Genomic DNA, 23,585 nt, shown 5'->3' with positions numbered 1-23,585 from the left:
ATGAAATGGGTGCGGCGGGCGCCGCACCCTAAAAGTTCTACTTCTCTTTCGCCTTCACATACAGTACCAGGCTGTGGCCTGTCAGCTCGTAGCCGTGCTCGTCGGCAATCTGCCGCTGCAGCTCCTCGATTTCCTCATTGTGGAATTCGATTACCTTGCCGGTATCGGTACACACCATGTGATCGTGGTGATCGCCACGGTCCAGCTCAAACACGGAATGGCCGCCATCGAAGTTGTGACGCACAACCAGGCCCGCACTCTCAAACTGGGTCAAAACCCGGTAGACAGTAGCCAGGCCAACATCCTCACCCGCTTCCAGCAGTAGCTTATACACATCTTCAGCACTCAGATGCTGCTCACTGGTGCTCTCCAGCAACTGTAGAATCTTAACCCGCGGCAGAGTGACCTTGAGGCCGGCTTTGCGCAATTCCTGGTTTTCGTTCGGCATGAATAGATTTTTCCCGACAGGATTTTATGAATTATCTTTACTTGTAACAGCCCGCTGTAGAGGTCTATACCCATTTCAGGCCCCAGAGTTCCGTCTGTCAGCGAGCCAACTCTTCGGGTATTATCCCATGCCCTACGGAGTTAGCGGAACCCCGATCACCCCGACAGGGGCAAATCGCGCAAGCGGGGGAACTTTCCTCCTCTAGCAGGGCCTACCCGGTTAGCCGTTTAAAATCGGTGCGAGAGGTGCCGAGTGAAAGAACAAAATGGAGCAATGAATGCCGTCTAGCCTGAGATTTCTCGCCATCGCCAGCCTGTGTGCCCTATTGGGCGCCTGTACGCTGGTTAAGTTTCCCGGCGTACACCGCATTGAGGTACAACAGGGCAATATCATTACCCAGGAAATGGTGGACCAGCTCAAGCCGGGCATGACCCGACGCCAAGTACAGTTTGTTCTTGGCACCCCGCTGCTGGAAGACACCTACAATCCCAACCGCTGGGATTATGCCAATCGCCTGCGCGACAAGAAGGGCAGAGTCACCCAGAAGCGCTTCAGCGTTTACTTTGATGAAGACTCTCTGGTAGCCACCAGCGGCGACTGGCAGCCCGCGGGTTGGCCCTGAGTTCAGGGCCCCTCTGCATCCTTCTTTTTCTCAGCCAGGCGTTTGGCCTTCTCGGCGCGCTGCTTGCGCGCCTCTTTCGGGTCCGCGATCAATGGGCGGTACACCTCAACCCTGTCGCCCGGTTGCAGTTGGTAATTTTCTGCAGGCGGTAACCCCTTACTGCCGAAGGGCTGAGCGAAGATCCCCATTTTGGCGCTGTCCGGGTCCACCTCGGGATACTCTTCCGGTATACCAGAGCGGATCAAAGCCTCTCGCGCAGTAGTGCCCTGCTTTACCAACAGGCGCATCAAGCGCTGCTCATGGGGCAGTGCGTAAACCACCTCCACCGAGATCATCTTGTCTTCTGTCATTGGGGCTTTCCATATATCACTTCGGCGCGCTCACACATTACCGCCACCATCTGGTTGGCCAGGTCGCTGAAGATCTTACCGGCAGCAGCGGCGATCAAACGGCTCTTCATGGAAAATGCCAGGGTAAAAGTCACCTTGCAGGCATCTTCGGATAACGGAGTAAACTGCCACTGACCTGTAAACGACTCAAAGGGACCGTCCACTAGTGTCAGTGTCATACTTTTTGGCCGCTCCAGCTGGTTGCGGGTGACAAAACTCTGGCGAATTCCTGCACGCGATAATTCCAGGCGCGCCTCCAGGGTTTGTGCATCACTGTGTATAACTTCCGCTCCGCGACACCCCGGTAAAAACTGCGGATAACTGGCTACATCATTCACCAGATCAAACATTTGTTCCGCGCTGTACATTACCAGCGCGCTGCGTTCTATTTCAGTCATTCCTACTGCCTAACCCAGTCCACCAGGCACAATCGCCCAGGATCGTCGTTCGGTCGCTAATTTTGCCAGCCAGCGCTACTCAAGCAAGACAATTCCTGTAACAATCGCGTTTTTTGCCATCGGGGCACCCCCTGTCTCGCTGGAATAACAAAAACGACAAGCTGTATCCGATAAAAAATAATAGCGAGAGTACTATGACCGCCGTGAGAGAGCATTTTGGGTCAAGGCTGGGCTTTATCCTGGCCGCTGCAGGTTCCGCAGTTGGAATTGGTAATTTGGTAGCATTTCCAGTGGCAGCAACCAAGAGCGGGGGCGGTGCCTTCCTGTTAGTCTACGCTCTCTTCGTTTTCCTGATCTGTCTGCCGGTTATGATGGCCGAGCTGGCATTGGGGCGGCGCTCCGATAAAGATCCGGTTGGCGCCTACCGCCAACTTTCCAGTGGTTCACGCCTATGGCGTATTCCCGGATGGCTGGCACTGGCCACGCCCTTTATGATCGCGGTTTTCTATTTAGTGGTTACTGTGTGGGTACTCGGGTACCTGATTGAAACCGTAACCGGCAACCTGGCCACGCTGGCAACACCAGACTTCTTTATTCACTTTATCAATACTCCGCAGGTATTTATTTACCTGGTAGTGCTGATGCTGATCATCAATGCCATTCTCGCTATGGGGGTTAAAGACGGTATTGAGCGTGCTGCAAAAACGCTGATGCCGATGCTATTCGTTATGCTGCTGGGACTGGTCATTTTTGTTCTCACCCTGGATAACGCCATCCTGGGAGTGAAGTACTACCTGGTACCGGACTTCAGCAAGATCGACGGTACGGTAGTGAGTAAAGCTATGGCCCAGGCCTTCTTCTCGCTGTCCCTGGGTATGGGCATCATGATTACCTATGGCTCTTATATGAAGAAAAGGGACTCGATTCCCGGGTCCTCGCGCGCAGTAGCCATCACCGATACCCTGGTCGCATTTACCGCGGGCCTGCTGATACTGCCGAGTATTTTCCACTTCAATCCGCAGATTGACCCCTCCGAGCTGAGCGAGTCCTCCGCCGGTATGATCTTCCTGTTCCTGCCGAAGATCTTCCTCGCCCTGCAGGACAGCATCGGTTATATGGGTGCAAGCGCAGTGGCCGCCATCTTCTTCTTCCTGGTACTGGTAGCGGCGATCACATCCCTGGTTTCCATCATCGAAGTCCCCATCGCCACCCTGCGTGACGAACGCAATATGACGCGCAAAAAAGCCATTTACGTTGTCGCCGGAGTACAGTTTGTACTGGCCATCGCTTGCGCCGTATCCTTTGGCATGGTCAACTGGTTGACTGAATTCGTAGAGTTGGCCGGCGTTAACAAGTCCTTCTTCGATTTGGTAGAGATCATTTTCTACGACACCATCCTGCCGCTGAACGGCCTGTTGGTGTGTCTGTTTGTGATCTACAAGTGGAAGAAAGCCAACTTTGACAAGGAACTGCAGGAAGGCGATGCCGCCTTCGCCGGTTCCTTCTCACAAAAATACATAAACTTCTCCCTGGGCACCTTTATCCCATTGATACTGCTGTTGATCTTTATCAACACCGTGGCCCTGAAGTTTTTTGGACACAGTTTTATCTAGTCATTAGAAGTTTTCATGGCCAAGAAAAAGAAAGCGCAAACATCCAATACCATCGCCCTCAACAAGAAGGCCCGTCACGACTACTTCATTGAGGAGAAGTTTGAGGCGGGTGTTGAGATGCAGGGCTGGGAAGTGAAAAGCTGTCGTGAGGGCAAAGCCCAGCTCACCGACAGCTATGTCATTTTCAAAAATGGTGAAGCCTGGCTGCTGGGTTCCAATATCCAGCCGCTGCCCAGTGCCTCCACCCACTATGTCACCGAGCCCGACCGCACCCGCCGCCTGCTGCTCAACAAGCGCGAGCTATCCAAGCTGATTGCCGCCGTGGAGCAGAAGGGGCACACGGTGGTAGCCACCGCACTGTATTGGAAAGGGCACCTGATCAAATGTGAAGTTTGCCTGGCCAAAGGCAAGGCTATGCACGACAAACGTGAAACCGAGAAAAAGCGCGACTGGAACCGCGAGAAGCAACGCCTGATGCGCGCGACGCACAAGTAGTGCACAGAGAACAAATACAAGAATAATTACGGGATTTACCATGAGTGCACCTCGAGGACAGTTCAGCTCGAATATTGGCTTTTTGATGGCCGCGGCGGGGTCCGCCGTGGGCCTCGGCAATATCTGGGGCTTCCCCACCAAAGCCGCCAGTAATGGCGGCGCCGCCTTTGTAGTGGCCTACCTGGTTTTGGCCTTCGCCCTCGCCTACCCGGCACTGATGGCCGAGCTCACCATTGGCCGTTATGCACGGCGCAATATGGTTCAGGCACTCCGTGCCATCTCCACTGGCCCTGTGAGTCGCTTCTTCGGTGGCCTCACTGGCTTTGGCGGTATCCTTGTCGCCTCCCTGATCCTGAGTTTCTACGCCATAGTGGCCGGCTGGATGGTGGCCCACCTGGCCGAGCCTTTCGCCGCCCTGTTTGGCGCCCAGGAAGCCGCGCAGTGGCTTACTGAAAACAGTACCCAGCGCAATTTGATCTTTACCGCAATCTTCAGTGGCCTCACCATGTTGATTATTGCCAGCGGTGTAGAGAAAGGCATTGAACGCTGGTCCACCCTGCTGATGCCCTCCCTGATCATCCTGTTGCTGCTTTTAATCGCCTACGTACTCACCCAGCCCGGCGCCTTTACCGGCCTGGAAGTGTACCTGATGCCGGACTTCAGTCACTTCACTCCGAAGCTGCTGATCTCCGCTATGGGCCAGGCCTTCTTCTCCCTGTCCCTGGGTGTGGGCACCATGCTGATCTACGGCTCCTACCTGAGCCAGCAGGAGAGCCTGCCGCGCCTCGGCGCCCTGGTCACCCTGATTGATGTGGGTATCGCCTTCACCGCCGGTCTGCTGATTCTGCCCGCAATGTATGTAGCCCAGGAAGCTGGCACCCAGATCTTCGCTGCTGACGGCGCCCTGATTGCCGGGCCCAACCTGATCCTTCAGGTACTGCCAGCACTGTTCGATACCATGGGTGAGGCCGGAGTATTCGTTGCTATCGCCTTCTTTGCCCTGATGGTGATTGCCTCCCTGACCTCCTCCATCTCCATGCTGGAAGTGCCGGTGGCCTTCTCGATTGAGAACCTGGGTATCCCTCGCCGTATCGCCACCCCGGTGGTGGGCCTGATTATCTTTGGTATCAGCAGCACCATTATTTTTAATTTCGACGCACTGTTTGGACTGGCAGTCAGTATCAGTACAGAATACGGACAACCCCTGCTTGGCATTGCCCTATGTATCTTTGCCGGCTGGATCTGGCGCCGTGACCAGCTGTTGAGCGAGCTGAAGAAAGGCCATGAGGATATTGAGCACACCCTGTTCTGGAAAATCTGGCCCTGGTATGTGCGCATCGTCTGCCCACTGTTGATCCTGGTCGCCTTCGCCCAGTCAGTGATATAACTCCCCCCTCTTACCAGTCCCGGTGGTAATTACTGCCGGGACTACCCTCTCTCCCTGTACACACCAAGCACCCCAAAAAACATCTAGCACGTAAAAACGTATTGCTGGGCCCAACTTTGAGGTATACTTGAGTGACACACGAGAGTGTTTCAAATCGGGGATGACTTGGATTCGACGCCGGTGACGAAACCTTGGGTGCATGCCGTGATGGCAGCCAATCACGTTAATCCAAAGCTGTATTTTATTAGTTGCCAACGACGACAACTACGGTGCCCAACTCGCTGCGTAAGCAGCTTGTGAAGCACTAACTAAGGGTTCGCCCTTAGCAGCCTTCAGTAAGGTTCCAGTACCGCGCTGCAGACTGTCATACAGAACTGGATCGCCGTGAAATTTATCTGAGGTGGATCGGTTAAAACTTTTTCAGAATCGTCTGCTACGTCCTGCCCGTTGGGCTGTAGTGGATTAAATCAATAGACGGAACTAAGCATGTAGAGCCTCAGGCAGAGTGCTGACGGACGCGGGTTCGACTCCCGCCATCTCCACCAAATTGCTGTCTCAGACAGCCCACGAAAGCCCCGCAAACCTAGAGTTTCCGGGGTTTTTGCTTATCTGGACCATCCCAATCAATGTAACCCAAATCCAGCCATTTTTGGTGGGGTTAATTGCGGGGTCGAGCAGGTTTACGCAACTGCCCCACCACAGACTTGACCGGCGCACTCACCCCCACCAAGAAAAAGCACCTGGCAGCAATTACAGACCCTGCTGAAGTTGGGCACCTACTAACTGCCATAGACGAATACCAGGCCACCCCGATAGTAAGAGCAGCCCTAAAACTATCTCCTCTCCTGTTCTGCCGCCCTGGAGAATTGCGAAAACTTGAGTGGACGGAAATCAATTGGGATGCCAAGTACATAAAACTGCCCAGCAAAAAAATGAAAATGGGCCAGCCACACATTATCCCTCTTGCTGAACAAGCTCTAGCCCTACTGCAAGAACTGGAGCGGCGAAAAGGCCATGGCAAATATGTTTTCCCATCAGCTCGAAGCCAGAGCCGTCCACCGCCTAATAAGGATGTGAGGGCTGCGCTCAGGTCACTGGCTATGACAATGAAACCATGACCGCCTAAGGCATCCGTGCAATGGCCCGTACTCTATTAGACCGCGACACTCGGCTGATTTAATTTAGAATTCGCGTTTTCATCAAGCAAAAAATTGAATGTGGCACATTCATCTCAAATCAGAGAGGTGGAACACATTCTTCAATGTGATTTACGAGGATAAAGGGATATGTCCATCAACGAACATGCAACCAAGATACAGGTGAGTCGACTGGTTAACACCGCTCTGACAGCGATTAAGGATAAAGATCCGAGATTTGATCAGACTCTGGTTCGCACTCTGGATCAACTCAACTTAATCAGCCGGAACCTGAATACCGCCAAACATAACGTACAGCACTTTGGTGGAATGATGGCGAGCGGCGCTCATGGACAAAACGCCTACCGTGCCAATCAATCCATAAACTCCAAGCTTAGGACCCTCTCATCACTTGAAGCCTTCCTCGCAGAAGAATGGAAAAAGCTTGGTAAAGCAGTTGACGCATATAGGAAACAGCTACCATGGGAAGGCAAGACCGAATTGGAACTCCTGGATATGCTTGCGGGAGAAATCGAGTCGTTCGATAAATTACTCAAGAAAAACGTCATTCAGGCTCCAAAACACCAGTCCAATCCACATCAAACGATGACCCTTCAAAGAGAAATCACTCAATTAAAGGCAATTCCCGCTCATACAGCGCCAAGTATGCTTGTCTTAATTTCCATCGGCCTTCGGTTATTTGCAATGTACGTCGGCTCTAAAAGAGTGACTAGCAATAGATAATCTCGATTTCCCTTTTGGCAGTTAGCTAGGCGCTGGACGTTTTTCATCTGGCAGGCTCTATGCCTGTCGGAACCTTCTAAATAAGCGGGGCAAATCAATATTGTGTTAGGAATACCCATATTTCTACCCATTAATCTGCTTAAACAATACCTTAAAGAACTCACTTCAAAAAGAACAAAGCCTCATCCATCGGTCATGTGATGCACCCCTTACAATACTCACGAGATGCACTTATACACGAGAGAAAGGTTTATCAACAATCAAGCAGGCCGCTCGCCTGTTGACATCGATAAAGGTTTTTTCACATCAGTAAGAGCCACCACAAATGGAAAAATACAAATCTATTGGCAATAGTCTTCGCCGTTACCTTAGCTGTCATTAATGCATCAATAAAGCTCTATACTCTATACTTCAAGCGCACTGAAAAACTTAAATAAAGGACTGCCATGAGCAAACCTGAGCACGAAGCGTTTATGCAAGCAGCCATTGATGAAGCGCGCAAGGGCTTGGCCGCAGGCGGTATTCCCATTGGCTGTGTATTAGTGCGCGATGGTGAAATTATTGGCAGAGGCCACAATCAGCGTATCCAGCAAGATAGTGTTATCAAGCATGCTGAAATGGACGCGCTGGAAAAGACTGGGAGATTACGAGCGATCGAATATCAAGAATGCACGCTTTATACGACCCTTTCGCCCTGCCCTATGTGCAGCGGAGCCATACGTCTATACGGGATTAGGAATATTGTTATCGGTGAAAACACAACCTTTCAGGGAGATGAACTATTACTCAGATCTGAAGGCATAAGCCTAACCATCCTAAATAATTCTGACTGCATTAATCTTATGAATGAATTTATCCAGCAGCACCCTGAGATCTGGCATGAAGATATTGGCGAGTAGAAAATATAAAAACAATGAATAAAAGTTAAATTAAATTAAAAACAATAAAATAATTATTACCGCACCTAGAGAATGAGCATTCAATCCCTCAATTTTATGAATGCCCTGCCGTTAAAGCCTCACTACAGAGTGAGCTAAAAATGCTTGATGAAAAGAAAACCCGGCTAACGCAAAGTCTGAATACATTAGGTCAGTATGTTGACTAGCTTCTACCAGACAGGGATTAGCTTTTTTCTTTTATCATTTAGACCAGAGTCATGTAGGTTTCCCATCATGAATATGGTGCCACATCGCATTTTCACCCCCACTAAAAAGCCCTGTCTTATCCGGCTCTTCAAAATCTGATAACAGCTTTTTGGCACCTTATTTAGCCCTCTCCTTCCTCCGCTTTTCATATCCAAGGAAGCATTTTTGATCTGTCACACAATACTCCTCCAGTAACAATAACCTGATAGCTATGGATAAAGTCTTTGCTGCTGCAATAGTCCCGTAACTTTTCACCGAAAGGCTTCATTTAGGACCTCCCAATAACGGCGCAAAAAATGCTATCAAACAAAAGACATCAACATTTTTCCTGATAATGCCTTCGACCTTGTTGGCTGGTGCCCTTTTGAAGAGTAACTTAGGGCGGGTGGCAATTTTCTAGTAGGCCTGATGTTCGATTGCCGCATCAAAGAGGGCTCGTGGTGTTACCCGGCCACTCGCCTTTTCAAAAAAATCAAACTAATGAAGATTACGGAGCATCATCATGGAAGAGACTCTCACACTCTCTCCTGACAGCCTGCAGCGCCAACTCAAAAAGCAAACCGCGTCCCTCACACTCTCTCCTGACGACCTGCAGCGCCTGCTAGGCAAGCAAGCTACACAATTAGATAGTTCGACCTCTCTCTCTTTCGAATTCACGCCAACATCTCAAACAGACCCACTGCGACGCGACCCCGTTCTGGGCAACCTTTTGCAACATGAAGCTCGCATGCTCGAGTGGCTCGGTGAATCTGAAGGCAATGCACGTCAGTTCACGCTCGACCCAATTGCGACTTTTCAGCGGGTATGCGACCCGAGCCCCGAGCTGGTCGAGGAGCTGCGCGGCCTGTTTGACCGAGAAGAGCCAAGCGACTTAATTGAAGAAGAAATTGAAGAGCAGCAAGGTCTGCAAGAAGTTGAATCCTCGCCAGATCCGGACCTTTCGCAAGGCTGGGACTTGATCAGTGCCTCGACTCAAGGAGCGGTCAACAATTGGATTAGCGAGCTCTTCGAAGGCGACTCCGGCCAATGGTCCTTCAGTGGAAGTGTCGGCAAGGGCCCCGCCAAGGTTCGCTACGAGTTCGCATTTGATTGTCCCGCCTTCATCGCTCCCGAAGACCAAAAGGCGACGCTCGACCTGACCATCACAGGGTTCATCAAGTTCCCAGGTATCACAAGCAACATCGAAGATGCACAAGGCCAAAGCCCCGGTCACGCCCGGCTCGTTCTTGACCTCGACAAAATGCAAGCCAGCGCCAGCATCAACCACTATGGGCAAGTCACCGTGACCATCCAGAAGCCCAACTGGGACATGATGGAACTTGACCTCAGCGACATTCAACTTTCAAAGTCGATCAAGGGCCTCGACATCACCGACGCGATGAAAGGAGCAGTCGACCAACTCATCTCAAGTTTTGATTGGCCGATCAAATACACGGTTGCTCAACACACTCCCCTGCCCGCCGGGAACCTGGACATCGGAGTGATGTATACAGCCTTTGATGGCGACTCCGACTCAAACCTGTTCGGACTTGGGATATGCCGTGGGAATCGCCAGCCAATAGACGCGCTTCTACCACAGACTGTCCCTAGCAACTGTACATCCGCACTCATCGTATCCAACGACATCATTTTGACTTCGGTGGCTACGGCGATTGCTGAAGCAACGCCACTGACTTCATCGCAGCTGACGGTGACCGATACCTACCCCGAAAAAATGTACCTCAACACAGACGTCGAGGATGTGATTGAGGGTGCGCATATCAAAATCAAAGAAAATAACCTCCAAGCGGCGTTCAACAACGACGGCGATCTTGTTATCAGTGCCGACATCAGGGTGAAGCGTGGGGCCATGACCTTGTGGGTCTACCAGACCTTAAAGCTCTCTGCGACGATAAGCTTCAACGCCTACGACGATGTGCTCAACATTCAGGTGAAAACAAAAGCGAAGCTCCCCTTCTGGTGGGCGTTCGTACCGCTTGGCTGGGTGATTCAATTGATCATCTCGATTCTGAGTTCGAAGAAAGGGAGTGTCGACATCGCGATTCCCGGCTTCCAGGTTAAGAAAACGAATTCGCCCGCTTATCTCCAAGTTGGCGGTGACTGGGCCTATATGCCAATCAAGCTTCATTCCACCCCAATCGCGCCTCCGAATATTCAGATGATGCACATCAATCAGCAGCTGGATGAAAACGGCGGAAGGTTCCGGTTTGACTTCAGCAAATACGGCTCAGAAGTGACGAGCTTCATCGTTGCCGCCACCTACTGGTTCTTCAAGTACGAAGGAGGTACGGACCACCAAACTCAAACGCTGGGCCTGTCGCTCACCCAGGTTCACAACAAGAATGCCGTCCTCACCGTCACTCCAGACGCCACCTTGTTCGGCCAGAAGAAAGGTTTAAGTCCCTCAGACTCCCAATTGACATTGTCCTGCATCGCAGTAGTCGACGGCCCCAAAGACGGTGTGATCCTACCGAGAACCATCACCGATATCCCCAATGAATCAACCAGCCCATACATCCCCCTCGATGAGCCAGAGGCTTATGCTGCCCTGGGAGGCTGGGCGTGCGAGTACCACAAGGACAACGACCCGAGCGAACCCCCAAAGTCACACCACGTTCGCACCATTGAGCTCGATGCAACCACCGCGGTTCCGAACAATTACGAAGTGGGTATCCAATCGACTGCACAGATGCACGATGACTCAGGCAACAATGCCATCGCATCGATTGACGGCAATCTCATTGAGCTGAGCAATAGCGCCCCTCTGATCGCAAAGTACGAGACAAACCTCCAAAAAACGAGTGATGACGTGTATGTCGAGATGGGCCAGCCCATCAGCGACGCGGCAGTGTTCTTGTCTGGCTATCGAGTCCACTACGACAGCAGTGACCGCGACATCCGGCAAGTCGGCGGAGGTTCGGAAACCTACTCCACATCAGGCTCGCAGGTCATACTGCACAATCCACACGCACTCATCGGCGACGGCGACTCAGGAAACAGCAAGCACACCCAAGAGAACAGCGAATCACACGTGTCGTTCCTAATTATCGCGGTGCCGGAGTAATTCGCACGGTTGCTCGGGAGACCATTACACACCCGAGCAACCTATGCAGTTTCTGCGACGGTGTACACGCCCAGTCTTCTTTGGGCGCCGCACCGTCGATACCTCACAGCAAACTGTAGTGTTGCACACCCTAGTAACGAAAAGTAAGCAGCCTTTTATCAACTTTATCGTAAGTAAATGGAAATTCTTTAGCAGACAGTTTTTTGCATTGCAGGCACAAATCAGTATTAAGCCGAGTTGTATCTTCAATTAACGAAGCACCGTTGCTATATATTATTGGTATGACTGCCATGCGATATAAAAGAGCAAGCCAGAAATTAGTAAACTTGGCTTCAAGGAGTTTTAGCTAATCTCATATGCTGCACAATTCTATGCCGCTATGCTAGAAGCTGACGAAATTAGAATCATGAAAGCTATCTCAGCCAAAACTCACACTTACTAGAAAGCACAGTGAACGAATAGATTAGTACTACGCATATGCCCCTTGCCGGATTACTGTGTTTCTAAATTGAGGTAAATATATGAACGACCGAATAAAAAAAGCGCTTGAAGACGCGGAGAAGCGACTTGAAGAACTATTGCCTGATATAGAAAAGCGTCACAACGAAGCAACCCAGAACAGTCCTGATGAACCAGACAACCTGAAAGAAGGTGTCGTAGATGATTTGGAAATCCCAAGAGCTATAAAGCAACACCCCTAAATAGATAACAACAAACGAAAACAATTATGGAAACCCTAAACCTAAAACTCCCCTATTCCGACATAACCCTAATTCTCGACTCAATACGTCACTACCTAAATCACATTGAAACCCTTGATAAAAATTCAATTGATGAAGACAGCCTGGCTGATTTACTCAACGATGCAGAGAACCTAAAGGGTGTTGAAGCAAACTTGGCAGAAGTATTCAGTAAAAAGTTTGAACCTTACTAGCATCAAACCCAAAGACATTTGGATAATTACAGCTACCCGCCACACTTATCCACCTGATACACACCTACTTCTGCTGATAGACAACCATCCCCCAAACTAACTCCCCCACTACATCCCCCTAAAGCCCATCCTGTGATAGATTTAGTCGTAATAATCATTCAAAAATCATAATGGGCCCCCATGGCCCAGCTGTAGGCCTGCATCACATGGACAAGAAGCAGTTTTCCGAAGCGGACATCATCAGTAAATATATCCTCCCCGCCATTGAACAATCCGGCTGGGACCGGCACAACCAGCTGCGCCAAGAGGTAAAACTGCGGGATGGCAAGGTGATAGTGCGCGGGCAAGTAGGCGCGCGTAAAACCGTTAAATCCGCCGATATCGTCCTCTACCTCAAACCCGGTATGCCGTTAGCCGTGATTGAGGCTAAAGCCAATAAGCACGAAGTCGGCAAAGGCATGCAACAGGCCCTCGACTACGCCAAGTTACTGGATGTGCCCTTTGTGTTTGCCAGTAACGGCGATGGCTTTGTCTTTCACGATAAGACCGCGCTAGACCATGGCGGCCCACTTGAGCGGCAAATCCAACTGGACGACTTCCCCTGTCCCGAAAGCCTATGGCAGAAGTACTGCACCTGGAAGGGCTACACCAAAGAGCAACTGCCGGTTATCACCCAGGATTACTACGATGACGGCAGCGGCAAAACGCCGCGCTACTACCAGTTACAGGCCATCAACAAAACCATAGAGGCCGTCGCCTCAGGGCAGGATCGCATACTGTTGGTGATGGCCACCGGAACCGGCAAAACCTATACCGCGTTTCAAATTATCTGGCGGCTGTGGAAGGCGAAGAAGAAAAAGCGCATCTTATTTCTGGCCGATCGCAATATTCTGGTAGATCAGACCCGCACCAACGACTTCCAGCCATTCGACACAGCCATGACCAAAGTCAGCGGTCGCACTGTCGACCCGGCCTATGAAATCCACCTGGCCCTCTACCAGGCCCTCACCGGGCCAGAGGAGCACCAAAAAGCCTACAAACAGGTAGACCCGGACTTCTTCGATCTTATCGTGATCGACGAATGCCACCGTGGCAGCGCTGCCGAGGACAGCGCCTGGCGAGAGATTCTCGAATACTTCAGTTCCGCCACCCAAATCGGCTTAACCGCCACGCCTAAAGAAACTGACGAAGTCTCGAATATCGATTACTTCAACGCCCCCATCTACACCTACTCCCTCAAAGAGGGTATCGAAGACGGCTTCCTCGCCCCCTACAAAGTGGTGCGGGTAGACCTGGATGTAGACCTGCAAGGCTGGCGCCCCACCAAGGGCGAGCTGGACCAGAATGGCGAAGTGATTAAAGACCGCATCTACAACCAAAAAGACTTCGACCGTGTGATGGTGATCGACGAGCGCACCCAACTGGTGGCAGAGACGATCACCGCCTATTTAAAGCGCACCGACCCCATGGCCAAGACGATTGTCTTCTGCAATGACATCGACCACGCCGAACGTATGCGCCGCGCTCTGGTAAACCTGAACAAAGATCAGGTCGCCAAGAATGAAAAGTACGTAATGAAAATCACCGGCGATGACGAGATCGGCAAGGCCCAGCTGGATAACTTTATTAACCCCAAAAAAACCTACCCGGTGATCGCCACCACCTCCGAACTCATGACTACCGGCGTGGATGCCAAAACCTGCAAGCTGGTGGTGCTGGATCAAAACATCCAGTCCATGACCAAGTTCAAACAGATTATCGGGCGCGGCACCCGCATTGATGAAAAATTCAACAAGCTCTGGTTTACCATCCTCGACTTCAAGAAAGCCACCGAGCTGTTTGCAGACGAGCGCTTTGACGGTATCCCTGAAAAAGTCTTAGCCGCTACCCCAGCGGAGATTATCGACCCAGACAATCCCGCCTTCGATAGCGAACTCAACCAAATCGAAGACCAGCCACAAGCGGACGAATCCGATACGGATAACGAAGAAGCCACACTAACCGGCGGTGCCTCCAGTAGCTCCATCCAATACCCCAACTTGCTAGAGGAAGACGAGCCCTTTATCAAATACCGGGTCAACGGCGTCGCGGTGAAAAAGATCGCCGAGCGCGTGCAGTACTACGATACCGACGGCAAACTGGTTACCGAATCCTTTAAGGACTACACCCGCAAAGCCGTCAGCAAATGCTTTGCCTCCCTGGACGACTTCACCCGCAAGTGGAAAGACAGCGAGCGCAAGCAAGCCGTGATTGAAGAACTCGCCGCAGAAGGCGTGATCTGGAAGGCCCTGGAAGAAGAAGTAGGCCGGGATATGGACCCGTTCGACCTTATCTGCCACATCGTATACGATCAGCCGCCACTGACCCGGCGCGAACGGGCCGAGAACGTCAAGAAGCGCAACTACTTCAGCAAATACTCCGATGTTGCGCAAAAAGTGCTCGATATGTTGATCGAGCAGTATGCCGATGACGGTATAAAACAACTGGAACAGACGAGCTACGCCGAGCTCAAGGTGCCGCAGATTAAAACCCTGGGCAGCCCCAAAACCATTGTCCAAAAAGAGTTCGGCGGTAAAAACGAATACCGCCAGGCGCTGCACGAGCTGGAAGACCAGCTCTACTGCGACGACGACCTCAGCGCCTAACCACTAACGCCGCCCAGCTACCACACAAATACCCCAGCTGCGCTCAGCCAACGAGCGCAGCCATTTACGATTGAGAAGTACTATGTCCGTCAGCACTGTCATCAAATCTATCCAAGATATTATGCGAAAAGACGCCGGCGTCGATGGCGATGCCCAGCGCCTCGGGCAGATGTCCTGGCTGCTGTTCCTGAAAATCTTTGATGCCCAGGAAGAGGAACTGGAGTTTGAGCAGGACGACTACCGGGCCCCTATTCCCAAAAAATACCTGTGGCGCAGCTGGGCCGCCGACAGCCAGGGGATTACCGGCGATGAACTGCTGGAGTTCGTCAACGAACAGTTGTTCCCCAAGCTCAAGGGCCTATCGGCGCCGATCAGCAGCAACCCCCGGGGCTTTGTCGTCAAGGAGGCGTTCAATGACGCCTTCAACTATATGAAGAACGGCACCCTGCTGCGCCAGGTGATCAACAAGCTCAACGAAATCGACTTTACCGACTCCAGCGAACGCCACCTGTTTGGCGATATCTACGAGCAGATCCTGAAAGACTTGCAGAGCGCCGGCAACGCCGGGGAGTTCTACACCCCCCGCGCCGTGACCCGCTTTATTGTGCAGATGATCGATCCACAACTGGGGGAAACCATCTTCGACCCCGCCTGCGGCACCGGCGGCTTCCTCGCCTGCTCCTTCGACCACGTAGAGAACAACTACGTAAAAACCGCCGAAGACCAGCTGACCCTACAAGAGCAAATCCGGGGCGTAGAGAAAAAACAGCTACCGCACCTGCTGTGTACCACCAATATGTTGCTGCACGGCATAGAAGTGCCGGTGCAAATCAAGCACGGCAATACCCTCAGCAAGCCCCTATCCAGTTGGGATGAAGATATCGATGTGGTGGTCTCCAACCCACCCTTCGGCGGTACCGAGGAAGACGGTATCGAGAAAAACTTCCCCGCCGAAATGCAGACCCGAGAAACCGCCGACCTATTTTTGCAGCTGATTGTCGAAGTATTAAAAAACAAGGGCCGCGCCGCCGTAGTACTGCCAGACGGCACCCTGTTTGGCGAAGGTGTAAAAACCAAAATCAAGAAAATGCTGCTGGAAGAGTGCAACCTGCACACCATTGTGCGCCTGCCCAAATCGGTATTTGCCCCCTACACCAGTATCAAGACCAATATCCTGTTTTTTGAGAAAGGCACACCCACCAAGGATATTTGGTACTACGAAGTGCCCCTGCCCGAAGGGGTAAAAGCCTTTAATAAAACCAAACCCATGCAGCTGGCCCATTTCGATGAGTGTGCCGACTGGTGGGGCGAGGGCAAACGCCAGAAAACCAAGCTCAAGCGCAAAAACCGCCAGGCCAACGAGAACGCCTGGCAGGTGAGTATCGATGAGATTATCGAGCGCAATTACAACCTGGATATTAAAAACCCCCACCAGGAAGAGGAAATCAGCCACGACCCCGATGCCCTACTGGCCCAGTACAGCAAGCAGCAGGCGGAGATCCAGAAGTTGCGCGACCAGCTGAAAGGTATCTTATGCGAAGCCCTTACCGGCCAGAGCGAGGGTTAACAGCAATGAGTGCGGAAAAATTAATTACTGAGAACTTGGAACTTTGGACCTCTGCGGTTAAAGCCAAGAAAACCCAGGGCCGTGGCAGCAATAGCAAAAGAGAGCTGTACGGCATTAGGAAACTGCGCGAGCTGATTCTGGAGCTAGCCGTACGCGGTAAGTTGGTGCCGCAAGATCCGAATGATGAGCCGGCTAGTGTGTTGTTGGAGCGGGTTGCTGCTGAGAAAGCACAGTTGATGACAGGTAAGAGTACTAAGAAGCGGAATTCTTTACCTAATATTTCCAGTAATGAAGAACCTTTTGAGCTGCCTAATAGCTGGTCATGGATACGATTTGATGAGATCGTCGAGATTGGTAGTGGAATAACCAAAGGCAGGAAGTTCGCCGGCAAAGAAACGGTTATCGTTCCTTATTTACGTGTGGCTAATGTTCAGCGTAGCAAGTTAGCACTAGAAGAAATAAAAGAAATTGAAATTGCTAAGGAAGAAATAAAAAAATATCAAGTGCAATACGGCGATCTACTTATTACAGAAGGCGGTGATTGGGACAAAGTGGGACGCACTGCAATTTGGCAAGTTAGATCTGAATACATGGCGCATCAAAACCACGTATTCAAAGCCCGTATAATAGGGAATGAGTTGGATGCAGAATGGCTCGAAAAGTACCTCAATTCAAAACCTTCAAGAGACTACTTCGCCGGATCAAGTAAACAAACTACAAACTTAGCTTCAATCAACAAGAGCCAGCTTAGAAATACAACTATTGCTATTCCACCTCTAAATGAGCAAGAGAGAATCGTTACAAAAGTTAACGAACTAATGGCCCTCTGCGACCAGCTGGAGCAGCAAACCGAAGCCAGCCTGGACGCCCATCAACAGCTGGTGGATACCCTGCTGGCAACCCTAACCAGCGCCCAAGACGCCGAAGAACTCAAGCAAAACTGGGCCCGCCTGAGCGAACACTTCGACACCCTAATCACCACCGACTACGCCGTAGAACAACTCAAGCAAACCATCCTGCAACTGGCCGTAATGGGCAAACTGGTACCCCAAGATCCCAACGACGAACCAGCGAGTGCATTGCTAGAGCGGATTGCAGCGGAGAAGGCAGAGCTGATTAAAGAAAAGAAGATTAAGAAGCAAAAGCCTTTGCCGAAGATTCGCAATGAGGAAAAGCCGTTTGATTTACCTCGAGGGTGGGAATGGGTAAGGCTTGAAGCCCTATCTCATCTCATTACAAAAGGCTCCTCCCCTAAATGGCAAGGTGTGGCTTACACAGAAAATTCAGATGATATTCTTTTCATCACAAGTGAAAATGTAGGCGTAAATAAGCTTCTCCTAGACAAGAAGAAATATGTAGAAAAAAAGTTTAATGATCTCGAACCTCGGTCCATTTTAAGGAAAGGCGATATATTAATGAACATCGTTGGGGGCTCGATAGGCCGAACTGCTGTTTACGACATTGAATCTCTGGCCAACATCAATCAAGCCGTATGCCTTATCAGAATCTTTGATGAACATATAAACAAAAGATATTTACTTAAATTTTTTAACAGCGAGACCTGTAGAGGGTACATGTTTGACCAACAGGTAGACAATGCACGAGCAAATTTAAGCATGGGTAATATCTCTAAATTTGTAGTTCCGGTTCCACCATTACACGAACAATACAGAATTAACACCAGGGTCGATAAGCTAATATCTCTTTGCGACCTGCTAACAGAAAGACTTAGTAAAGCTCAAACCACTCATTTACAACTGGCAAATACTGCTATTCTTGACGCTACGGAACTTTTTTTGCGTTGAATGTTAACAGCGGCCACTTCAGCCACTACCCCTGCGCAAGCCATACAAAGAGCACAGCAGAACGGCCAACGAATTAAAAGAATTAGACAATAGGGAAATCGTAGTATGACCAACGCATGGATGATCCGCGCCGGGCGCGGTGGTATTTACAGTGAAGACTTCGAGAAAGGCTTTGCCGCAATCGGTTGGTCACAGCTGGGAGACCTAAGCCAGTATTCAAGCACCGAGCGCTTGCGGGACGAATACATCAAGATTTACGGCAATGACAAGCCTGCGGCTACCGGCAATGCCCTCGCTATGATCCTGAAGTTTCGCGATCAGATTACCGCTGGCGATTATATTGTGAGCTACAACCCGGAGACCCGGAACTACCTGTTGGGCGTAGATAAAGGAGAATACCTCTACCAGCCAGATATTATCGGTGACTATGCCAACCTGCGTAAGGTGGAATGGCTCGGTAAAGTCAGCCGTGACCAATTGCCCCAGAAAGCCAAAAACTCCCTCGGCTCCACCCTCACCCTCTTCTCCCTGAGCCAAGAAACCATAGAGGCCTTCTTAACCATATTTGAAGGCCGTACGCTAACGCCCCAGGAAGACGAAGCCGCAGAAACTGATAGCGCACAGCTCAAAGACGAAACCGTGGCCCAGAGCCATGAGTTAATCAAAGACAAAATCGCCGCACTGCTGCCCGAAGAAATGGAAGAGCTGGTTGCGGCGATACTGCGTGCAATGGGTTTTAAGGCCAAGGTGTCCCCCAAGGGCCCTGATCGCGGTGTCGATGTGATCGCATCTCCAGACGGCCTGGGCCTTACCCAGCCACGCATTAAAGCGGAAGTAAAACATCGCGATGGCTCCATGGGTGCGCCTGCCATACGCGGCTTTATCGGCGCCCTGCGGGAAGGGGATTCCGGCCTATTCGTGAGCACTGGCGGCTTCACCCGCGAAGCCCGCTACGAAGCCGACCGCTCCACCTTTCCCCTCACCCTAGTGGATCTCGATGACCTGGCCGATCTTATCGTCAGCCACTATGAAAACTTCGATTTGGAAGGCCGGGCATTGATGCCGCTGGTACGGATTTACTGGCCGGTAGATTAAGGGCTCTTTCGCATGGATTCACCTAACTATATTTTTAATATGGTTAATGTAGAAAGGCTTTAACAACCTAAAAGACCCGAAATCTCAAAAAATTGACTGGATTTCTCACTCGAAAGAATCCAAATCTTGATAAAATCCCGGTAAAGGATTAGCCCATTCAGCATTATGTAAATTTCTTGGGTGGTAGTAATACGGAGATACGTTGTGGAATATGATCATGGACAGCGTGTAACCCCAGAGGTTTGGGAGTTATCGCCACTCGACCTTTCCATCTATCAGTACGAGCAAAGGTGTAAGAACTACCACTATCGTAAGTGTAAAGTGCCTAATGAAACTGAGGCACAACGTGAAAAACGATTGAAAGACCTGAAGGAAGCTCGCAGGCTGCTAGATCTTGAATATGGCCGCATCATGTCTTTGATATCTGTTGATGGTCAACTTCAAAAATATCGTGATGAGCATAAGAGTTTATCTAAGAAGGAAAGACGCAAAAAATATAAAGAAGAAGAGCATCACCCAACAAAGGTATTAGAGGAAAACCTCAGGTTAGCTGGACGTGCTCAGCCTAGCCCTAGATTCACAGCTCATCATTTGGTAGAGGGCAAAGGAAAACTTCCAACCACCAAGCAAGCTCGATTACTTCTATTTAGGAACGATATTAGAATTAATGATCCAGACAACGGAGTTTGGATGCCCCGTGATGAAAGTGATCGCGGGCACTGGTCCATGCCAAGTGCTGTCCCTCACAGCCGTATCCATACTCACAACTATGAACGATGGGTATATGGTCAGATTCAACATTTAAAAACAGAGGCAGAGATTAGAACTAAGCTCTCGATATTAAGAGCCCACCTAATGAATGGCACCCAACCTGAGCAGGTGTTAAAGAAACCAAACGAACAATGGGATGGCCGAAGTGACATATAAAATCAGCTTTAATTACACAGATTTCTATAACTTAGATTTAGACCTTGAAGAACTTGGGGATACTCTTGATGAAACTCTGGGTGAAGATGAGTTCTACAGTTATAGCTGGGACAATATCTCTCTTAAAGATTATTGGGTAGATATAGGCGCAAAGTTTGTAGACGTCGGGCTTAACAACAATGCAAACCCCGATATTACAACATGGAATGGCGCAAACTTAGTATTATCCCCGCATGCCTATGACAAACTGAAAAACCACCTCAGCTCACTGGGGGAGTTTTTACCACTCACTATCAACAATCAGACTTATTTTGTTTTCAACTGCCTAAATACTGTGCAGGCGGACAAAAGTGTAAGCGAAGCAGACATTGTGGATAATTTATGGATGGGAGTGAAAAGCATAGGATTTGATGAACGTAGCGTTAAAGACAATCTAATTTTCAAGAGCAAGTTTGACCGCTGTTCAGCGCTCTATTGTGGAGACAAGTTCAAAAGTTTAGTAGAAGAGCTAGACCTTAAGGGGCTTATATTCAACAAAGACCTCCTAACCTCTTTCTAATTTGTACGTTAGTGGCACAATCAATTGGAAAGTTAATCCGTACAAGATAATTAGTATATTGAGTAAAATGAAAACCTAATATTTGCAATCGATGATTGAGTTTAGCGAGCACGAAACCACTATCAAGGGTGTGGCATTACATTATTCCAGAAAATTAGAAAATCAATTTGCCGAGGATCTCGTACTTGGAGTAAATGATATCACCTCCGCTAACAAAGCCAGAAAGCTCACCCAGTTTTTCTGGGACATGGCAGACCAAGCAGCTAAAGATTACCAGGCCGACGAAGAATTAGAGTTTAAAGTGGATCTTGAGGATTGCATGGAAAAGCTAATGAATATTTTCATCGGCTATACCAAAAGAGCAGGCTTTAACCAACAATGGATTGAAGAATCCAATAGGATTAACGATTCATAGTTCTCATTAAAATGATCACTATTTTGGATTCCATTTTCAATGAGCAATTGCCATTCGGCAAAATGAACTCATAAGAAATATAGGCGCCCAAATAATCTTATTGGATTTTATTAAGTTTTCTTCAGCGTCAAAGCTGCGTAGAATCGATAGATATTTATCAATATTTTGGGCCGTGATCAAACCGGCTTCTACAAGCCAACAGCCCAAGATAAAACAAGAACAACAAGAATTTTATAAAAGACCCATTCCCAAAGGAGAACGGTAGCGTGACGTAAGAGTAAGTAAAAGGCGCTGACCCAAGGTGCGGCAACACCCGGGGCCAGCTAACCAAGTTGATATCTAACCTATCAAAATGGCTCCATGAATGGTACGCTAGAAACCCACTCGTCTTCAATAAAAGGTTGCAAATTCAGTAACCTGAGGCGATTCCCCAAGCACTGGGAGTCTAGCGCCCGCCTTTTCTTCTTTTACGCCTACCGTTCTCGCGCCCCTCCTAATGCCCGCAACCGATATTACTTTCCTGGCCTTCCCGTTGCGGGAGGTTTGCCAATGCTTTGCGTCTCATTAGGAAACCAATATGTTGATTTTAAACCGCCGTACAGGCGAGAACCTCAGGATTGGGGAAAACGTCTCAATCACAATATTAGAAGTTAAAGGTAATCAAGTACGGGTAGGCATAATCGCTCCCAAATCCTTACCGGTTCACCGCGAAGAGATTTATAGGAGAATCAAAAAACAGCAGGGGCGGGATAATGGGAGATAAAAAGCAAATTTTCCCAGTAGAGTGAGCCCTAACAATCCTGCTTTGGCCCTACTGCTCCAAGGGCTATAACAACCAAAACCCTGATGTAATCGAATAATCTGTCCAGTATTTAGAGCGTCCTTATTCCAGAGGCCCTAAATACTGGACAGAAAACTTCTACAGTATTTGGGTAGGATCAATTATTGTAGCAACTTACCCAGCTGTACCACTTAATGCAGACGATGCAAAGGCCGGCAGAATACGTTGTTCTATCAAACCCAAGGTTTTGTCATCATCTCTGTGGCCGGTGATCGCAATCACCAAATCAAGATCTTCAATGGAGATCACATACTGGCCACCACCGCCCCAGCCAAACTTTGCAATATATTTCTTGTTGCCAACCTTCAGAGGCGTTCGCCAGAAGAAGTAGCCGTATGAAAAATTGCTATAGTCAAACTCATCATCTGTGGGAATAGCAACTTTACCAGTAGCCTTGGCAATATATGCCTCCGGTATTAACTGGTGGCCGTTCCATTTTCCTTTATTAAGTACCAAAGTGCCCCACTTAACCATACTGCGCGATGTCATCATGGCTCTTGATCCTGCCTGGGGCACTCCACTAACAGCTTCCTTCCAGTGATAGATATCGATCCCCATCTTTTCCAGTAGCTCCTTTTTAATAAAGTCGCTGGCGGAACCGGGAACCACGGCATCCAGAACCAACATTGCAATCATTGGGTCTGAGCCTTGATATAAATAAGTTTGCGAATCAGAAGTGATCGGCTTACTGTGACTTAAATAAATTTGGGCTAGCTTTTTCCCGGTTAACTGTTCTTTGTTTTCCAGTAAGGCAGCGAGTTTTTCCTCTGCAATACGGATTCCTGACTGCATGCTCATAGCATGATTCAGTGTGACAAGGTCTGCGCCTTTAACAAGCTGCTTCCTATCCAATCCTTTCAGGAAGGAAGTGACAGGCTTGTCCAAGTCTTCCATAGTCAAATAACCTAACTGTATCGCCCGCCCAATTGCCAGGGCTGTATAGGCCTTGCTGGCAGAGGCTTGTGGGTGAGGAAAATTGACACGGCCGAGAGAGTAGTAGGATTCAAAAACCAGTTTGTTGTTTTGGGCAATTAGTAGGCTATCGTAAGGTGTATGTTGATTGTCTGCTATTTCCTGAGCCAACTGTTGCAAGCTCTCTTTGATTGCCTCTATCTCACCAACAGGAATACCATCTTTTCTATCCGCTGGGGCTGTATCAATAAATGCTTTTTTAAGCATTGGTAATGATCTCTCCAGGCCTGTGAGGTCACTACCATAGTCGGCCATATTTATTTCTGGAGCATGTAAGTCTCCTGCGCCCGCAGTGGCGCTTATGCCGTACATTAAGCCGATTGCGATTAGCTTTTTAATAATCATCTTAGATCCCAAAATTTAATTTTTAATTAATATGATTCG

Annotated in this window: 22 protein-coding genes and 1 other RNA gene; 19 read left to right on the top strand and 4 right to left on the bottom strand. The window is 49.6% G+C overall.

The annotated features are described in order from the left end of the window. Window positions 1-37: 37 nt before the first annotated feature. Entirely contained in the window at window positions 38-448 is a 411-nt protein-coding gene (gene fur / locus GL2_RS10165; RefSeq protein ID WP_143730549.1) for a ferric iron uptake transcriptional regulator, read from the bottom strand. A gap of 277 nt (window positions 449-725) precedes the next feature. Between fur and GL2_RS10160 the strand changes: the two genes are divergently transcribed. Further along, on the top strand, window positions 726-1,070 hold the full coding sequence (locus GL2_RS10160) for an outer membrane protein assembly factor BamE (RefSeq protein ID WP_143730548.1): 345 nt from the start codon (window positions 726-728) through the stop codon (window positions 1,068-1,070). Window positions 1,071-1,072: 2 nt separating this feature from the next. Here the strand turns inward: GL2_RS10160 and GL2_RS10155 are convergent, their stop codons facing one another. Together GL2_RS10155 and GL2_RS10150 are read right to left on the bottom strand one after the other, a co-directional pair. Next, the gene (locus tag GL2_RS10155; protein ID WP_143730547.1) at window positions 1,073-1,420 is read right to left on the bottom strand and encodes an RnfH family protein; all 348 of its coding nucleotides are present in this window, start codon (window positions 1,418-1,420) and stop codon (window positions 1,073-1,075) included. Further along, a complete protein-coding gene (locus GL2_RS10150; RefSeq protein ID WP_143730546.1) occupies window positions 1,417-1,857 on the bottom strand; it encodes a type II toxin-antitoxin system RatA family toxin in 441 nt (146 codons plus the stop codon). Before GL2_RS10150 ends, GL2_RS10155 begins: the two co-directional genes overlap by 4 nt. Window positions 1,858-2,051: 194 nt before the next feature. On the opposite strand from GL2_RS10150, the gene GL2_RS10145 reads away from it, so the two are divergent. The 18 genes from GL2_RS10145 to csrA all read left to right on the top strand — a co-directional run bounded on the left by GL2_RS10145 (window position 2,052) and on the right by csrA (window position 22,151). After that, the gene (locus tag GL2_RS10145; RefSeq protein WP_143730545.1) at window positions 2,052-3,470 is read left to right on the top strand and encodes a sodium-dependent transporter; all 1,419 of its coding nucleotides are present in this window, start codon (window positions 2,052-2,054) and stop codon (window positions 3,468-3,470) included. Window positions 3,471-3,485: 15 nt separating this feature from the next. Beyond that, window positions 3,486-3,965 carry an SsrA-binding protein SmpB gene (gene smpB, locus GL2_RS10140; RefSeq protein ID WP_143730544.1) on the top strand — a complete coding sequence of 160 codons (480 nt, stop codon included), beginning with the start codon at window positions 3,486-3,488 and terminating at the stop codon, window positions 3,963-3,965. A 40-nt stretch (window positions 3,966-4,005) separates the two neighbouring features. Beyond that, entirely contained in the window at window positions 4,006-5,352 is a 1,347-nt protein-coding gene (locus GL2_RS10135; protein ID WP_143730543.1) for a sodium-dependent transporter, read from the top strand. A gap of 156 nt (window positions 5,353-5,508) precedes the next feature. Then, window positions 5,509-5,897, top strand: a transfer-messenger RNA (tmRNA) gene (ssrA, locus tag GL2_RS10130). 117 nt (window positions 5,898-6,014) lie between these two features. Beyond that, the gene (locus tag GL2_RS10125; protein ID WP_197736549.1) at window positions 6,015-6,470 is read left to right on the top strand and encodes a tyrosine-type recombinase/integrase; all 456 of its coding nucleotides are present in this window, start codon (window positions 6,015-6,017) and stop codon (window positions 6,468-6,470) included. A gap of 168 nt (window positions 6,471-6,638) precedes the next feature. Further along, window positions 6,639-7,232, top strand: coding sequence for a hypothetical protein (locus GL2_RS10120; RefSeq protein WP_143730542.1), 594 nt, complete (start codon window positions 6,639-6,641; stop codon window positions 7,230-7,232). Window positions 7,233-7,678: 446 nt separating this feature from the next. Further along, a complete protein-coding gene (locus tag GL2_RS10115) occupies window positions 7,679-8,131 on the top strand; it encodes a nucleoside deaminase (protein WP_143730541.1) in 453 nt (150 codons plus the stop codon). Between the two features lie 748 nt (window positions 8,132-8,879). Then, a complete protein-coding gene (locus tag GL2_RS10110) occupies window positions 8,880-11,441 on the top strand; it encodes a hypothetical protein (protein ID WP_143730540.1) in 2,562 nt (853 codons plus the stop codon). 521 nt (window positions 11,442-11,962) lie between these two features. Further along, complete coding sequence (locus tag GL2_RS10105; RefSeq protein WP_143730539.1) at window positions 11,963-12,142, top strand: hypothetical protein; 180 nt, start codon at window positions 11,963-11,965, stop codon at window positions 12,140-12,142. Window positions 12,143-12,168: 26 nt separating this feature from the next. Then, window positions 12,169-12,375, top strand: coding sequence for a hypothetical protein (locus GL2_RS10100; protein ID WP_143730538.1), 207 nt, complete (start codon window positions 12,169-12,171; stop codon window positions 12,373-12,375). Window positions 12,376-12,581: 206 nt separating this feature from the next. Continuing rightward, on the top strand, window positions 12,582-15,020 hold the full coding sequence (gene hsdR, locus GL2_RS10095; RefSeq protein ID WP_143730537.1) for an EcoAI/FtnUII family type I restriction enzme subunit R: 2,439 nt from the start codon (window positions 12,582-12,584) through the stop codon (window positions 15,018-15,020). A gap of 82 nt (window positions 15,021-15,102) precedes the next feature. Next, window positions 15,103-16,587 carry an N-6 DNA methylase gene (locus tag GL2_RS10090; protein ID WP_143730536.1) on the top strand — a complete coding sequence of 495 codons (1,485 nt, stop codon included), beginning with the start codon at window positions 15,103-15,105 and terminating at the stop codon, window positions 16,585-16,587. Window positions 16,588-16,592: 5 nt separating this feature from the next. Continuing rightward, window positions 16,593-18,392: a restriction endonuclease subunit S gene (locus tag GL2_RS10085; RefSeq protein ID WP_143730535.1), complete on the top strand. Its 1,800-nt coding sequence runs from the start codon at window positions 16,593-16,595 to the stop codon at window positions 18,390-18,392. 105 nt (window positions 18,393-18,497) lie between these two features. After that, window positions 18,498-19,487 (top strand): restriction endonuclease, encoded by a 990-nt coding sequence (locus tag GL2_RS10080; protein WP_143730534.1) that lies wholly within the window; start codon window positions 18,498-18,500, stop codon window positions 19,485-19,487. A 204-nt stretch (window positions 19,488-19,691) separates the two neighbouring features. Beyond that, window positions 19,692-20,414 (top strand): AHH domain-containing protein, encoded by a 723-nt coding sequence (locus tag GL2_RS10075; protein WP_143730533.1) that lies wholly within the window; start codon window positions 19,692-19,694, stop codon window positions 20,412-20,414. Further along, window positions 20,404-20,973: a hypothetical protein gene (locus GL2_RS10070; RefSeq protein ID WP_172621108.1), complete on the top strand. Its 570-nt coding sequence runs from the start codon at window positions 20,404-20,406 to the stop codon at window positions 20,971-20,973. Before GL2_RS10075 ends, GL2_RS10070 begins: the two co-directional genes overlap by 11 nt. A gap of 91 nt (window positions 20,974-21,064) precedes the next feature. Next, on the top strand, window positions 21,065-21,388 hold the full coding sequence (locus tag GL2_RS10065) for a hypothetical protein (RefSeq protein WP_143730531.1): 324 nt from the start codon (window positions 21,065-21,067) through the stop codon (window positions 21,386-21,388). A gap of 577 nt (window positions 21,389-21,965) precedes the next feature. After that, window positions 21,966-22,151, top strand: coding sequence for a carbon storage regulator CsrA (gene csrA, locus GL2_RS10060; protein WP_143730530.1), 186 nt, complete (start codon window positions 21,966-21,968; stop codon window positions 22,149-22,151). A 192-nt stretch (window positions 22,152-22,343) separates the two neighbouring features. Here the strand turns inward: csrA and GL2_RS10055 are convergent, their stop codons facing one another. Then, window positions 22,344-23,546, bottom strand: coding sequence for a serine hydrolase (locus GL2_RS10055; protein ID WP_143730529.1), 1,203 nt, complete (start codon window positions 23,544-23,546; stop codon window positions 22,344-22,346). Between the last annotated feature and the right edge of the window lie 39 nt (window positions 23,547-23,585).

The organism is Microbulbifer sp. GL-2, assembly GCF_007183175.1.
In the GTDB taxonomy this organism is placed as follows: domain Bacteria; phylum Pseudomonadota; class Gammaproteobacteria; order Pseudomonadales; family Cellvibrionaceae; genus Microbulbifer.
This window is presented reverse-complemented; position numbering and strand designations above follow the sequence as displayed.